General features: G+C 46.2%; 18 protein-coding genes and 2 pseudogenes. 18 read left to right on the forward strand and 2 right to left on the reverse strand.

What is annotated here, in order from left to right; translation table 11 throughout:
* Positions 1-8 precede the first annotated feature (8 nt).
* The gene (locus HT085_RS07760; protein WP_003693510.1) at positions 9-1,583 is read right to left on the reverse strand and encodes an inorganic phosphate transporter; all 1,575 of its coding nucleotides are present in this window, start codon (positions 1,581-1,583) and stop codon (positions 9-11) included.
* Positions 1,584-1,907: 324 nt separating this feature from the next.
* On the opposite strand from HT085_RS07760, the gene HT085_RS07765 reads away from it, so the two are divergent.
* The 15 genes and pseudogenes from HT085_RS07765 (at position 1,908) to HT085_RS07835 (ending at position 12,077) form a co-directional block, all read left to right on the forward strand.
* A complete protein-coding gene (locus HT085_RS07765) occupies positions 1,908-3,008 on the forward strand; it encodes an anhydro-N-acetylmuramic acid kinase (RefSeq protein WP_025455827.1) in 1,101 nt (366 codons plus the stop codon).
* Between the two features lie 118 nt (positions 3,009-3,126).
* Complete coding sequence (gene mafA / locus HT085_RS07770; protein ID WP_003691615.1) at positions 3,127-4,068, forward strand: adhesin MafA; 942 nt, start codon at positions 3,127-3,129, stop codon at positions 4,066-4,068.
* Between the two features lie 3 nt (positions 4,069-4,071).
* The gene (gene mafB, locus HT085_RS07775) at positions 4,072-5,802 is read left to right on the forward strand and encodes a polymorphic toxin MafB class 1 (RefSeq protein ID WP_048596787.1); all 1,731 of its coding nucleotides are present in this window, start codon (positions 4,072-4,074) and stop codon (positions 5,800-5,802) included.
* Positions 5,780-6,061, forward strand: coding sequence for a hypothetical protein (locus HT085_RS07780; RefSeq protein WP_003693718.1), 282 nt, complete (start codon positions 5,780-5,782; stop codon positions 6,059-6,061). Before mafB ends, HT085_RS07780 begins: the two co-directional genes overlap by 23 nt.
* 73 nt (positions 6,062-6,134) lie before the next feature.
* Positions 6,135-6,764 (forward strand): annotated as a pseudogene (locus HT085_RS07785) (MafB family polymorphic toxin); the annotation flags it as partial.
* The gene (locus HT085_RS07790; protein ID WP_003689511.1) at positions 6,761-7,177 is read left to right on the forward strand and encodes a DUF6911 family protein; all 417 of its coding nucleotides are present in this window, start codon (positions 6,761-6,763) and stop codon (positions 7,175-7,177) included. The pseudogene HT085_RS07785 and the gene HT085_RS07790, both read left to right, overlap by 4 nt.
* 135 nt (positions 7,178-7,312) lie before the next feature.
* A complete protein-coding gene (locus HT085_RS07795; RefSeq protein WP_003705658.1) occupies positions 7,313-7,990 on the forward strand; it encodes a hint domain-/BECR-fold containing toxin in 678 nt (225 codons plus the stop codon).
* 5 nt (positions 7,991-7,995) lie between these two features.
* Positions 7,996-8,394, forward strand: coding sequence for an immunity 41 family protein (locus HT085_RS07800; protein WP_003691611.1), 399 nt, complete (start codon positions 7,996-7,998; stop codon positions 8,392-8,394).
* Between the two features lie 30 nt (positions 8,395-8,424).
* A complete protein-coding gene (locus HT085_RS07805; RefSeq protein ID WP_003689514.1) occupies positions 8,425-8,802 on the forward strand; it encodes an immunity 41 family protein in 378 nt (125 codons plus the stop codon).
* Positions 8,803-8,932: 130 nt separating this feature from the next.
* On the forward strand, positions 8,933-9,670 hold the full coding sequence (locus HT085_RS12200; RefSeq protein ID WP_048596789.1) for a polymorphic toxin-type HINT domain-containing protein: 738 nt from the start codon (positions 8,933-8,935) through the stop codon (positions 9,668-9,670).
* Positions 9,667-10,086 carry a DUF4265 domain-containing protein gene (locus tag HT085_RS07815; protein ID WP_002231813.1) on the forward strand — a complete coding sequence of 140 codons (420 nt, stop codon included), beginning with the start codon at positions 9,667-9,669 and terminating at the stop codon, positions 10,084-10,086. The genes HT085_RS12200 and HT085_RS07815 overlap by 4 nt, the downstream gene beginning before the upstream one ends.
* A gap of 250 nt (positions 10,087-10,336) precedes the next feature.
* Positions 10,337-10,606, forward strand: a complete 270-nt coding sequence (locus HT085_RS07820; RefSeq protein ID WP_003693502.1) for a hypothetical protein — start codon at positions 10,337-10,339, stop codon at positions 10,604-10,606.
* A complete protein-coding gene (locus tag HT085_RS07825) occupies positions 10,588-10,740 on the forward strand; it encodes a hypothetical protein (RefSeq protein WP_003689518.1) in 153 nt (50 codons plus the stop codon). The genes HT085_RS07820 and HT085_RS07825 overlap by 19 nt, the downstream gene beginning before the upstream one ends.
* A complete protein-coding gene (locus HT085_RS07830) occupies positions 10,727-11,272 on the forward strand; it encodes a suppressor of fused domain protein (protein WP_003695508.1) in 546 nt (181 codons plus the stop codon). Before HT085_RS07825 ends, HT085_RS07830 begins: the two co-directional genes overlap by 14 nt.
* A 403-nt stretch (positions 11,273-11,675) precedes the next feature.
* Positions 11,676-12,077 carry a hypothetical protein gene (locus HT085_RS07835; protein ID WP_003693500.1) on the forward strand — a complete coding sequence of 134 codons (402 nt, stop codon included), beginning with the start codon at positions 11,676-11,678 and terminating at the stop codon, positions 12,075-12,077.
* A gap of 142 nt (positions 12,078-12,219) precedes the next feature.
* On the opposite strand, the pseudogene HT085_RS07840 reads toward HT085_RS07835, so the two are convergent.
* Positions 12,220-12,333: pseudogene (locus HT085_RS07840) on the reverse strand (IS5/IS1182 family transposase); the annotation flags it as partial.
* Between the two features lie 15 nt (positions 12,334-12,348).
* Here HT085_RS07840 and HT085_RS07845 point away from each other — a divergent pair.
* From HT085_RS07845 to HT085_RS07855, 3 genes are all read left to right on the forward strand, one after another.
* Positions 12,349-12,843: a hypothetical protein gene (locus HT085_RS07845; RefSeq protein ID WP_003693499.1), complete on the forward strand. Its 495-nt coding sequence runs from the start codon at positions 12,349-12,351 to the stop codon at positions 12,841-12,843.
* A gap of 119 nt (positions 12,844-12,962) precedes the next feature.
* Positions 12,963-14,096: a hypothetical protein gene (locus HT085_RS07850; RefSeq protein WP_004465779.1), complete on the forward strand. Its 1,134-nt coding sequence runs from the start codon at positions 12,963-12,965 to the stop codon at positions 14,094-14,096.
* Positions 14,097-14,102: 6 nt separating this feature from the next.
* On the forward strand, positions 14,103-14,423 hold the full coding sequence (locus tag HT085_RS07855; protein WP_004465781.1) for a hypothetical protein: 321 nt from the start codon (positions 14,103-14,105) through the stop codon (positions 14,421-14,423).
* The last annotated feature ends 70 nt before the right edge of the window (positions 14,424-14,493 follow it).

The raw sequence follows: 14,493 nt of genomic DNA on the forward strand, positions 1-14,493 counted from the left end.
TTTTACAATCAGAACACTGCCTGCAAAATCAAATAGCTGGCCATCGACAATACAGCGGCGGCAGGCAGGGTAATGACCCACGCCAAACCGATGGGTTTCATCAGTTTCCAGTTGGCATTGCGGTTGACCAGACCGATACCGAGTACCGCGCCGACCAAGATATGCGTACTGGACACGGGCAGCCCCATCAGCGACGCGCCCATCACGACGGATGCGGCGGACAGTTCGGCGGTAAAACCCGAAGCAGGATGCATTTCCGCCAAACTCGTACCGACGGTTTTAATCACCTCTTTACCGACAAACCACAAACCGACAATCAGCGCGATGCCGAAAGTCAGCATCGCAATCGGAGGGACGGCGCTTTGCGCGGCAACGCTGTTCGTCCGCAAAACATCCATAATCGCGGCAAACGGGCCGATGGCGTTGGCGATATCGTTCGCACCGTGGCTGAATGCGAAGCCGCAGGCGGTAAAGACCTGCATCCATGAAAACATCTGAAAGGTCGATTTGCCCAAGTCTTTACGCTTGAGGCTTTTGGCAAACACAAACGTCCCCATCCACACCGCCGCGCCTATCATAAAGATGGTCAGGAAGCTGTTGACGTTGCTCATCCCCAAATGCAGGTTTTTCAAGCCCTTGAAAATCAGCATAGCGGAAATCATCATCGTGCCGAACGAAGCGATAAAGGGAATCCAAGAATGCAGCGCCTTGTAGGAATCGACATTGTTTTTACGGTTGTCGAACGCATAAAGACCGCGGTAATACTCCGATTGCAGCTCTTGCGGATCGAATTCGGGTTCGTCGTAAATTTGCGCGTCGTGCGCCATTTTGGTGGCGTACTCGACTTTTTCGGCTTCGGACAAACCCTCGAAAAACAGGCGGTGCCGTTCTTTATAGGCCTTTTTTTCCTGCTTGATGCCCTTGAGCGTTCCTTCCGCCCAAGCGTTGTAATCTAAGACGTTTTTCTTGACGCGCGAAAACAGGAAATAGGACACCGCGCCGCCCAACACGGGCGACAATACCCAAGACATCCCGATTTCGCCCAGCTTGCCCCACCGTATCAACGCCACCCCGTCCGCATTATGCGTAAACGCCATACACAACGCACTGCCGACGATGCCGCCGATAATCGCGTGCGTCGTCGAAACCGGCAGGCCTTTGCGGGACGCGAACAGCAGCCACAACGCCGCCGCCAAAAGCGCGGACATCATAATAAACACAAACTGTATGGGTTCGAAATCAACACCCTTCAAATCGACGATGCCTTTGCGTATGGTATCGGTTACCTCGCCGCCCGCGATGACCGCGCCGCTGACCTCAAATACCGCCGCAATCAGCAAAGCCTGCGGGATGGTCAGCGTGCCTGCACCGACGCTGGTGCCGAAAGAATTGGCAACATCGTTGCCGCCGATGTTGAACGCCATAAACACACCGAACATCGTGGCAATAATGAATAAGGCGGCGTAATTGTAATGGGTATAACCCAAGCCCCAATAAATAAAATAGCCGACTGTACCTACCAGCATGGCGGCAAAGACGGCGTTGATGGTTTTAACATTTGCGCTCATTTGGATTTGAGCCATGGCAATCTTCCTTTAATGTGGTGGAAATCATGAGTGTTGCCGACACTGTATTGCTGCCTCCGGTCGAACTGCCGTTTCGGGATATGGCAGACGCATCCTTCCTTCTGAACCGCATCCGAATACCCCCAAACCTGACCGAATGCAAAACTGCTGCCGGAAACGGTTTGTATGACACTTCTACTACTGGATGTTGCGGGCGCATTATAATATTTTTCCACCCGTCTTAAAACATTTATTTACACTTTATTTACACTGCGGCGGCAAATCGGTATACGAGCGTCAATACACGTTAAAATGGCGTTTTGCACCAGTTTGGGAGTGATGATGGAAACACAGCTTTACATCGGCATTATGTCGGGAACCAGTATGGACGGGGCGGATGCCGTGCTGGTACGGATGGACGGCGGCAAATGGCTGGGCGCGGAAGGGCACGCCTTTACCCCCTACCCTGACCGGTTGCGCCGCAAATTGCTGGATTTGCAGGACACAGGCACAGACGAACTGCACCGCAGCAGGATGTTGTCGCAAGAACTCAGCCGCCTGTACGCGCAAACCGCCGCCGAACTGCTGTGCAGTCAAAACCTCGCTCCGTGCGACATTACCGCCCTCGGCTGCCACGGGCAAACCGTCCGACACGCGCCGGAACACGGTTACAGCATACAGCTTGCCGATTTGCCGCTGCTGGCGGAACTGACGCGGATTTTTACCGTCGGCGACTTCCGCAGCCGCGACCTTGCTGCCGGCGGACAAGGTGCGCCGCTCGTCCCCGCCTTTCACGAAGCCCTGTTCCGCGATGACAGGGAAACACGCGTGGTACTGAACATCGGCGGGATTGCCAACATCAGCGTACTCCCCCCCGGCGCACCCGCCTTCGGCTTCGACACAGGGCCGGGCAATATGCTGATGGACGCGTGGACGCAGGCACACTGGCAGCTGCCTTACGACAAAAACGGTGCAAAGGCGGCACAAGGCAACATATTGCCGCAACTGCTCGGCAGGCTGCTCGCCCACCCGTATTTCTCACAACCCCACCCAAAAAGCACGGGGCGCGAACTGTTTGCCCTAAATTGGCTCGAAACCTACCTTGACGGCGGCGAAAACCGATACGACGTATTGCGGACGCTTTCCCGATTCACCGCGCAAACCGTTTGCGACGCCGTCTCACACACAGCGGCAGATGCCCGTCAAATGTACATTTGCGGCGGCGGCATCCGCAATCCTGTTTTAATGGCGGATTTGGCAGAATGTTTCGGCACACGCGTTTCCCTGCACAGCACCGCCGAACTGAACCTCGATCCTCAATGGGTGGAGGCGGCCGCATTTGCGTGGTTGGCGGCGTGTTGGATTAACCGCATTCCCGGTAGTCCGCACAAAGCGACCGGCGCATCCAAACCGTGTATTCTGGGCGCGGGATATTATTATTGAGCGCAAATACCGTCTGAAAGCCATTTCCGCCGCTCAGACGGCATTTCCACCCCTTTTGTTTACAAACCCTTAAAATCCATTTACACTCAAACCCGTTCAAAACAAAACAAACCCTGCCATGAAAACCCTGCTCCTCCTCATCCCCCTCGTACTCACCGCCTGCGGCACACTGACCGGCATACCCGCCCACGGCGGCGGCAAACGCTTTGCCGTCGAACAGGAACTCGTCGCCGCATCGTCCCGCGCCGCCGTCAAAGAAATGGACTTGTCCGCCCTGAAAGGACGCAAAGCCGCCCTTTACGTCTCCGTTATGGGCGACCAAGGTTCGGGCAACATAAGCGGCGGACGCTACTCCATCGACGCACTGATACGCGGCGGCTACCACAACAACCCCGACAGCGCCACCCGATACAGCTACCCCGCCTATGACACTACCGCCACCACCAAATCCGACGCGCTCTCCGGCGTAACCACTTCCACATCGCTTTTGAACGCCCCCGCCGCCGCCCTGACGAAAAACAACGGACGCAAAGGCGAACGCTCCGCCGGACTGTCCGTCAACGGCACGGGCGACTACCGCAACGAAACCCTGCTCGCCAACCCCCGCGACGTTTCCTTCCTGACCAACCTCATCCAAACCGTCTTCTACCTGCGCGGCATCGAAGTCGTACCGCCCGAATACGCCGACACCGACGTATTCGTAACCGTCGACGTATTCGGCACCGTCCGCAGCCGTACCGAACTGCACCTCTACAACGCCGAAACCCTTAAAGCCCAAACCAAGCTCGAATATTTCGCCGTCGACCGCGACAGCCGGAAACTGCTGATTGCCCCTAAAACCGCCGCCTACGAATCCCAATACCAAGAACAATACGCCCTCTGGATGGGACCTTACAGCGTCGGCAAAACCGTCAAAGCCTCAGACCGCCTGATGGTCGATTTCTCCGACATCACCCCCTACGGCGACACAACCGCCCAAAACCGTCCCGACTTCAAACAAAACAACGGTAAAAACCCCGATGTCGGCAACGAAGTCATCCGCCGCCGCAAAGGAGGATAAACCGTGAAACCGCTGCGAAGACTGACAAACCTCCTTGCCGCCTGTGCCGTAGCGGCGGCCGCACTCATACAGCCCGCCCTCGCGGCGGACTTGGCGCAAGACCCGTTCATTACCGATAACACCCAACGGCAGCACTACGAACCCGGCGGCAAATACCACCTCTTCGGCGACCCGCGCGGCAGCGTTTCCGACCGCACCGGCAAAATCAACGTCATCCAAGACTATACCCACCAGATGGGCAACCTGCTTATCCAACAGGCAAACATCAACGGCACAATCGGCTACCACACCCGCTTTTCCGGACACGGACACGAAGAACACGCCCCCTTCGACAACCACGCCGCCGACAGCGCAAGCGAAGAAAAAGGCAACGTTGACGACGGCTTTACCGTGTACCGGCTCAACTGGGAAGGACACGAACATCATCCCGCCGATGCCTACGACGGCCCGAAGGGCGGCAATTACCCCAAACCTACGGGCGCACGAGACGAATACACCTATCACGTCAACGGCACAGCCCGCAGTATCAAACTCAATCCGACCGACACCCGCAGCATCCGGCAACGCATATCCGACAACTACAGCAACCTCGGCAGCAATTTCTCCGACCGCGCCGATGAAGCCAACAGAAAAATGTTCGAGCACAATGCCAAGCTCGACCGCCGGGGCAACAGCATGGAGTTTATCAACGGCGTCGCCGCCGGCGCGCTCAACCCCTTTATCAGCGCGGGCGAAGCCTTGGGCATAGGCGACATACTGTACGGAACGGGTTATGCCATAGACAAAGCCGCGATGCGCAACATCGCCCCCTTGCCCGCCGAGGGTAAATTCGCCGTCATCGGCGGCTTGGGCAGCGTGGCGGGCTTTGAAAAGAATACGCGCGAAGCCGTTGACCGGTGGATACAGGAAAACCCCAATGCCGCCGAAACCGTCGAAGCCCTGGTCAACGTCCTGCCGTTTGCCAAAGTCAAAAACCTGACAAAGGCGGCAAAACCGGGGAAGGCTGCGGTTAGTGGGGATTTTTCTAAATCCTACACCTGCTCCTTCCACGGCAGCACCTTGGTCAAAACGGCAGACGGCTACAAAGCCATTGCCCATATTCAAGCCGGAGACCGCGTCCTTTCCAAGGACGAGGCAAGCGGAGAAACGGGATACAAACCCGTTACCGCCCGATACGGCAATCCGTACCAAGAAACCGTTTACATTAAAGTTTCAGACGGCATCGGCAACAGCCAAACCCTGATTTCCAACCGCATCCATCCGTTTTATTCGGACGGCAAATGGATTAAAGCGGAAGATTTGAAAGCGGGAAGCAGGCTGTTTGCTGAAAACGGTGCAGAGCAGACCGTTCAAAGCGTTACCGTCAAACCGGAACCGCTCAAAGCCTACAATCTGACCGTCGCCGACTGGCATACTTATTTCGTCAAGGGTAGTCAGGCGGAAACGGAAGGAGTTTGGGTTCATAATGATTGTCCGCCTAAACCAAAACCAACCAATCATGCCCAACAAAGAAAAGAAGAAGCTAAAAACGATTCTCATCGAAGTGTGGGAGATTCCAATCGTGTCGTTCGCGAAGGAAAGCAATATTTAGATTCCGACACAGGAAACCATGTTTATGTAAAAGGAGATAAAGTGGTTATTCTAACTCCTGATGGAAGACAGGTAACTCAATTTAAGAACTCGAAAGCCAATACGTCAAAAAGGGTAAAAAATGGGAAATGGACACCAAAATAATCAATCTTCCTTAGAAAAAAGAATTTTTTATCTGGAGCATTCGGGGCAGTATCTGATGATTTGCGCCCTATCGGATTACTCCCAAAATAAACATACTGTCGTTATGGCGAATTTCCTCTATCCAAATGAAAAAATGGATTGGAGAAATTTAGATGATTTGTTCAATGAGTTGGTTTTAGAGGAATTACAGTCTTCATTTATGGATTGGTATCCAACTATTGAAAAGGCAATTAGCCATCATTTAGAAGACTTTTCGTAACAAGCATAAATCAAAAAGTCGTCTGAAACTGCTTTTAATTTTCAGACGACCTTTCCCCATATCGGCGGATTATGAATTTACAGCTATCGGGAAATTGAGTTATCTCTCTGATAGAGAAAATTCCATACGCGAAGCCGTTGACCGGTGGATACAGGAAAATCCCAATGCCGCCGAAACCGTCGAAGCCGTCTTCAACGTTGCCGCCGCCAAAGTCGCGAAGCTGGCAAAGGCGGCGAAACCGGGGAAAGCTGCGGTTAGCGGGGATTTTTCGATTAGCTATAAAAACTTTTCTACTGTCAAACCAAAAGTAATTGCCAAAGGAACGATTAATGGAAAGACTTTTAGAGATGTTAATCAAAGTGCAAAAATTGGATCGCCTGATTCACCTACATTAATAGCCCAACGAGTTAATGCAAAAATCCAAGCCGACGGTAAACCTCGTCCGAATGCAACCGTTGCTAATTCACATGCTGAAATTGGTGTTATCCAGCAGGCTTATAATGCAGGTGAAACGAAAGGGGCATCTATGACAATGACAGTTTCAGGAAAAGATGTTTGCGGTTATTGTAAAGGAGATATTGCAGCTGCTGCTCAAGCTTCTGGACTGAAATCACTGACTGTTAATGCGACAGATAATGTAACAGGAAAAAATAAAACTTACTATTGGACGCCTGGTATGAAATCAATTAAGGAGAGAAAATGAAAACATCAACAATTGTTTTTGGTGGATTTTTTATTACAGATAATGGAGAACGAATCCAAATCCCTATTTTAGAAAATCCTAACATTAAAGAAATAAATAACTTTTTTTCTGTATCAAATTTTGAAAAAAAAGCCGGAGTCCTTGTTTTCAGAATTATTCCTGAGCCTGAATTTGGCAATACTGAATTAACTATCTATTTTGAAAAAGGATATTATTTACCAATAATTCAAACAATTTTAGAAGATGGAGATATTGAAGTAAAAAATCTTAAAACAGAAAATTATAGTGGAAATACAATGGAAATTTTGGGAGACGTCTACCCTATTGAGCATATCTCTAAAAATATTTCTATAATTCAAGATATAATTTCTGAATTTATTATGAAAAATAAACCAATCACAATAATGATTTAATTGAAAAGTTCAACAATCAAAAGGTCGCCTGAAATCGTGTTTAATTTTCAGACGACCTATTTCCTTCATTTGAAACAGGATATTGAAAACTAAGTTCTTCAAAAATCCTACACCTGCCCTTTCCACGGCAGCACCTTGGTCAAAACGGCAGACGGCTACAAAGCCATTGCCCGTATCCGGGTCGGCGACCACGTCTTCGCCAAGGACGAGGCAAGCGGGGAGACGGGATACAAACCCGTTACCGCCCAATACGGCAATCCGTATCGGGAAACCGTTTACATTGAAATTTCAGACGGCATCGGCAACAACCAAACCCTGATTTCCAACCGCATCCATCCGTTTTATTCGGACGGCAAATGGATTAAAGCGGAAGATTTAAAGGCGGGAAGCAGACTGTTATCCGAAAGCGGCAGAACCCAAACCGTCCGCAACATCATTGTCAAACCAACACCGCTCAAAGCCTACAATCTGACCGTTGCCGACTGGCATACCTACTTCGTCAAGGGTAATCAGGCGGAAACGGAAGGGGTTTGGGTTCATAATGCGTGTCCGCCAAGAAAAACACCATCTACCCCCGTATATGGGAATGATTCAGAAGCATATGCAGCAGCAAAGAAATTGGGATATAGAAAAATAAAAGAAAGAACGAGAAATGATGCTGCTATTTTTAAAAAAGGAAAGAGTTATATATCACGCGATGTAGATTCACATAATGGAGGGGCTTGGAAAGAAGCATCTTCACCCAAAAATCTGAACAGAAAAGAAACAAGAAACGGTACATTTGATAAAAACCTAAATCGTATTGGAGATTAATTATTATGTGCGAGTTCAAGGATTTTAGAAGAAACATCCCTTGTTTTGAAGAGTATGACGAAAATTCATTTATTGGCAAATGGTATGATGACGGAGTGTGGGATGATGAAGAATATTGGAAATTGGAGAATGCTTTAATCGAGGTTAGAAAAAAATATCCTTATCCGATGGATATACCAAGGGACATCGTGATTGGAATCGGTACCATTATTGATTTTTTAATGGTTCAAAATTGGAAACTTTTTGAAATTAAAGCTTCTCCTTGGTTGCCTAAAAGTGTCAAAATTAATGAGCGTTATGAAAGGTTCAGAGTAATGCTCCGTTATATTTTTACTGATCTAGATGCAGAGGACTGGAAATTTTTTTACTTTCCAATACAACATAGTAAAGGTAGATTGAGATGAAAAGTTTAATTATATTGGAGATACATTATTATGTGTGAGTTCAAGGATATTATAAGAAACGTTCCTTATTTTGAGGGGTATGACGAAAATTCATTTATTGGCAAATGGTATGATGACGGGGTGTGGGATGATGAAGAATATTGGAAGTTGGAGAATGATTTAATCGAGGTTAGGAGAAAATATCCTTATCCGATGGATATACCAAGGGATATCGTGATTGGAATCGGTACCATTATTGAGTTTTTAATGGTTCCAAATTGGAAACTTTTTGAAATTAAAGCTTCCCCTTGGTTACCTGATAGCGTGGGAATTAACGAACGTTATGAAAGGCTTAAAACAATGCTCCGTTATATTTTTACCGAGAAAGACATAGTCAACGTGCAATTTGATTATTACAACAAAAAATAGCAAAACCCGGCAATCAAAATGCCGTCTGAAACCGTGTTTAATTTTCAGGCGACCTTCCCCTTATTTTAAACAGGATATTGGGAACTAAGTTCTTCAAAAATCCTACACCTGCTCTTTCCACGGCAGCACCTTGGTCAAAACGGCAGACGGCTACAAAGCCATTGCCCGTATCCGAGCCGGCGAGAGCGTCCTCTCCAAGGACGAGGCAAGCGGGGTAACGGGATGCAAACCTGTTACCGCCCGATACGGCAATCCGTATCGGGAAACCGTTTACATTGAAGTTTCAGACGGCATCGGCAACAGCCAAACCCTGATTTCCAACCGCATCCACCCGTTTTATTCGGGCGGCAAATGGATTAAGGCGGAAGATTTAAAAGCGGGAAGCAGACTGTTATCCGAAAGCGGCAGAACCCAAACCGTCCGCAAAACCGTTGTCAAACCAAAACCGCTCAAAGCCTACAATCTGACCGTTGCCGACTGGCATACCTACTTCGTCAAGGGCAGTCAGGCGGAAACGGAAGGGGTTTGGGTTCATAATGATTGTCCGTATGGCGGTTCAAATAATTTAGAGAAAGCAAAACTTCGCGCAGAACGGCTTAGTAAAAACGATCGGGCAGGAAAAGACTTTACTAAAGCAGGAAAAGAAGCCGTTATTGATTTGAATAGGATTCAAAATAATGGTCAAGTTAAGTGCGCTAATTGCGGTATTGAAACAATTCCAGCCAAACAATCTATAAAAAATATTTCTCCTACTTCAAATGAAAGACAAGTAGATCATGTCATCCCTAAATCTAAGGGTGGTCAAGGTACACCTAAAAACGGGCAGGTATTATGCAGAGGCTGCAACATTAAGAAGAGTAACAAATGAAATCGAAACTTACTGTCGTCTATTACGATTTGGAAAGCAATATTGCAGAAGAAATACTGTCAGGAAACATAATGCCTGATGGAAATTTTCTTATTCAAGAGATTCCTCTTTTCGCACCGAATTTGGCTTTAAACGACATTGTTGCCATAGAACGTGAGGATAAGATGCTGTTTTTCGACCACTTGATAAAAGCTTCAGGAAATACCACGATAAACATCGTTGTTTTGGATCATTTCCCAAAGGATTTATTGGCAGCCATAGAAGAACACAGTGGTAAAATCAGAAAAAATGGAGAGAATTATTTATCGGTTAATTTTCCGCCCAAAAAATATAATTCTGATTTAAAAGGAATTTTAAATAGATATGAGGAAGCAAATATCCTCAGCTACAGGGAAGCTTGTTTGGGCTTCTCTTAATCGATCTATAAGTAAGAATGGATTACGTTAGATTGTAAACCTAACGATTAAAAGGTCGTCTGAAACCGTGTTTAATTTTCAGACGACCTATTTCCTTCATTTGAAACAGGATATTGGGAATTAAGTTTTTCAAAAATCCTACACCTGCTCCTTCCACGGCAGCACCTTGGTCAAAACGGCAGACGGCTACAAAGCCAATGGACGTGTAATAGAAAATAGTGTAGTAACAATTATTCAGGATTAGAAAATTATGAGTGTAAAAGAATTATTCAAAGTTATCTTAGATAAAAATAAAGATTTTCCTATTAGAACGATTCATCGCACTCCAATGGGGATACTTCCCAAACCTGTTGCTTTAAGTATTGTTCAATATGAAAATGACCCGGGATTTTATTTGTTTTATTTGGATGAGACCGGTCAGGAACAAACGGATACTTATCATGACACATTAGATTCGGCATTTGAACAGGCTGAATTTGAATTTGGAATCAGCAAAGAGGAATGGATGCAAAGTCCTTAGACGGCAAAATCAAGATGCCGCTTTATTTTTCAGATGGCATTTCCGTCAATAAAAAAGTCGGTATTGGAGCCCAAAACAGCCTACGTCTTGCCGGGATAGGGATGAAATCTTTAAGAAAAAATGATTATAGTTGAACATTTAGAACATTATTTGGGTGAAATCGAAAGCGGTATAAAATGCTTGGATCGACGTTATCATCTCAGCGTTTCCGTCTTCCCATCACAACCATATAAAGGGGTAACTACTTTTTCTACTTTAGGCTTGAATCGATATGACTTGAACTATAAGAGTAGGTTTGAATTAATTTTTACCTGTTCTGAAGAATGGAATAAAGAAAATATTGCAGCTTTTCTATCAGGAGTGGCTGAATATTTGATTGACAATAGACAACCTATTTTAAGAGGTGAAATTATTCAATTACCCAGGGTAATTATCGAAGGTAGCAAAATGGATGCACTGTATGTTTCCGCCCCATTTTATTTCGATGATGATTTTCAGGTCTGTTATGGCGAACACTACAATATCGTTTTCCCTTTGCTTGTCCCCTTGTATAAACAGGAAGCAGAATTGGTGGAAAAGAAAGGTTGGAATGCTTTTGAGCAGTTCTTGCTGGATAATGAAGTTGACAACCTTTCGGATATGAAGCGGAAACCGTTTGCTTGGTAAGGGCTTTCTTAAATTTGATTAAAGGTCGTCTGAAATTAAGCTTGTTTTTCAGATGGTCTTTCCTTCATTTGAAGCAGGATATTGAGAACTGAGTTCTTCAAAAATCCTACACCTGCTCCTTCCACGGCAGCACCTTGGTCAAAACGGCAGACGGCTGAAAAGCAAACACCGTCCGTCGTGTTGCCGTTTGCGGATGAGTACGGGTCAACCCCAATGCCGCCGAAACCGTCGAAGCCGCCTTCAACATTGCCACCGCCAAAGCCGCGAAGTTGGCAAAAACGGTAAAACCGGGGAGATAAAAGCCGATGGCAGGAAAGTAAATGTGAGGATAGACAGTACGGAGGCAGACCTGCTTTATCCGGCAGGGCAATAAGAAAACAAAACTTAGATATGGAAAACGATTGTGAAGATTAAACCATTACAATTTTCTAACAATAATCACAGATTTTATGTGGACAAAATTTGTGTTACCGAACAAGATGTGAACATTTTGGCATCCGACCGAAATTATGAATTAAATATTGAAATATTTATTGACAATATAATTCATTTTCAAATAACGGATGAATCTTATAAAGTAAAATTTTCAGAATATTTATTCGAAAATAAAACAGAAAATAATTCGGATGGGAATCCTACTGCAAATTATTTTTTCGAGATAATAGATGACAGTTATATGGACTGGTTGAAAGAAGAAAGTTTTGGTTTTTTTGAAAAGAAATATTATAAGGCTTATATTTTCTTTTTTAGCGATTCTGTAATAGAAGTTATCAGCTCGACAGAACCTGTATTTTATTCAAAATAACAAATTATCAAACAAAACTCTGATTAAAAACCCAACAATCAGAATGCCGTCTGAAGCGGTATTCGGCTTTCAGACGGCATTTTCTCCGATTGGCACAGGATGCAGGGGCTTGCCGGCTTGATTTTGCCGAAGTTGTTGGCTCGTATAGTGGATTAAATTTAAACCAGTACAGCGTTGCCTCGCCTTGCCGTACTATCTGTACTGTCTGCGGCTTCGTCGCCTTGTCCTGATTTAAATTTAATCCACTATAATTTGGAAGAGGCAGCAACCTATGGAAAATAGATTTGAAAAAATCGTTAAGGATATTTTTAGTTTTACCCAATTTGTTTCCGAAGCGGAAAATAAAATTCCTAACCAATCCTCCCGTTATTACGACTGCTGGTGGGAATTGGAAATCCTGAATGCCTCCGCATTGGAAGATTGGGAAATATCGGGAAAGCCTGAAAAATGGGAGAAATGGACAGAAAAATATCAGACCGAAGCGTTACAGTCAGTTAAGGATCTATTTGCCGAAGAAGTTCCTGAAAATAATATAGTTTGCGATATTTCTCATTTTTTGCATTTTGCCGATCGGGCAGAAGCCGACATTCCCAATCAATCACGTTTATATGCCGAATATTGGTGGGAAATGGAAACGTTCAAAATGTCGGTTTTAAAAGATTGGGAGCGTTCAGGCAGACCACTAGATTGGGAAAAATGGCAAAGGCAATATCAATCCGAAGCATTTGAATTAGTCAAAAATTTGAACCGAAGCAAACAAGAGTAACAAGCCGCAGCCTGCATAGGGGTTTTTAAAGTACGGCAGCAACCGTAGATTAGATTAAAAATCAAACAATCAAAGCCCGCCTGATATAATCGATATATCCTGTTAAACGAAAAATAAATATGTTTAAAAAATTCAAACCGGTATTGTTGTCATTTTTTGCACTTGTATTTGCCTTTTGGCTGGGAACGGGCATTGCCTATGAGATTAATCCGCGTTGGTTTTTGAGCGATACGGCAACTGAAATACCTGAAAATCCGAATACTTTTGTGGCGAAACTTGCCCGCCTGTTCCGAAATGCCGACAGGGCGGTTGTCATCGTGAAGGAATCGATGAGGACGGAGGAAAGCCTTGCCGGAGCTGTGGATGACGGTCCGTTGCAGTCGGAGAAGGATTATCTCGCGCTCGCTGTCCGGCTCAGTCGTTTGAAAGAAAAGGCGAAATGGTTTCACGTAACGGAGCAGGAACATGGGGAAGAGGTCTGGCTGGATTACTATATCGGCGAGGGCGGTTTGGTTGCGGTTTCGCTTTTGCAACGCTCGCCGGAAGCGTTTGTTAATGCCGAATATCTGTATCGGAACGATCGTCCGTTTTCTGTAAATGTGTACGGCGGAACGGCTCACGGGGAAAATTATGAAACGACAGGAGAATATCGGGTTGTTTGGCAACCGGACGGTTCGGTATTTGATGCGTCGGGGCGCGGGAAAATCGGGGAAGATGTTTATGAGCATTGCCTCGGGTGTTATCAGATGGCCCAGGTATATTTGGCGAAATACCGGGATGTCGCGAATGACGAGCAGAAGGTTTGGGACTTCCGCGAAGAGAGCAACCGGATTGCGTCGGACTCGCGCGATTATGTGTTTTATCAGAATATGCGGGAATTGATGCCCCGGGGGATGAAGGCGAACAGTCTTGTGGTCGGCTATGATGCGGACGGTCTGCCGCAAAAAGTCTATTGGAGTTTCGACAATGGAAAAAAACGCCAGAGTTTCGAATATTATTTGAAAAACGGAAATCTTTTTATTGCACAATCTTCGACGGTAGCATTGAAAGCGGATGGCGTAACGGCGGATATGCAGACCTATCATGCGCAACAGACGTGGTATTTGGATGGCGGGCGGATTATCCGCGAAGAGAAACAGGGGGACAGACTGCCTGATTTTCCTTTGAACTTGGAAGATTTGGAAAAAGAGGTGAGCCGTTATGCAGAGGCTGCGGCGAGACGTTCGGGCGGCAGGCGCGACCTTTCTCACTGAACGCAAATGCCGTCTGAAACCGGTTTTCAGACGGCATTGGAGAGTCAAACGCTTTTTGCAATGCCGTATATGCCGAACCCGGTTCGCTACAAATTGAAAACCACAATCCAAAAAACGGAAATACACATTATCAAACAAACAAATAAGTTGACATATTGTGCGATATTGAGGGCTGTACCGTATTTTCCCGTTCTTTATATGAGCGGCAGGCATCCTCATAAAAGAAGGGATACCGATAAGGAAAAATCCCTCGGTATAAAAAATATACTGATTAATCAATACGAATCCAACAAACAGTTCATCATTTTCTTTTCTGTTGGCGTATAAAAACCGCTCGGAAAAAAATAAAATATCAAAACGGCAAAATAAAAATACTGATATATGCCTTCACTTTCAT

Source organism: Neisseria gonorrhoeae (assembly GCF_013030075.1).
Taxonomy (GTDB): domain Bacteria; phylum Pseudomonadota; class Gammaproteobacteria; order Burkholderiales; family Neisseriaceae; genus Neisseria; species Neisseria gonorrhoeae.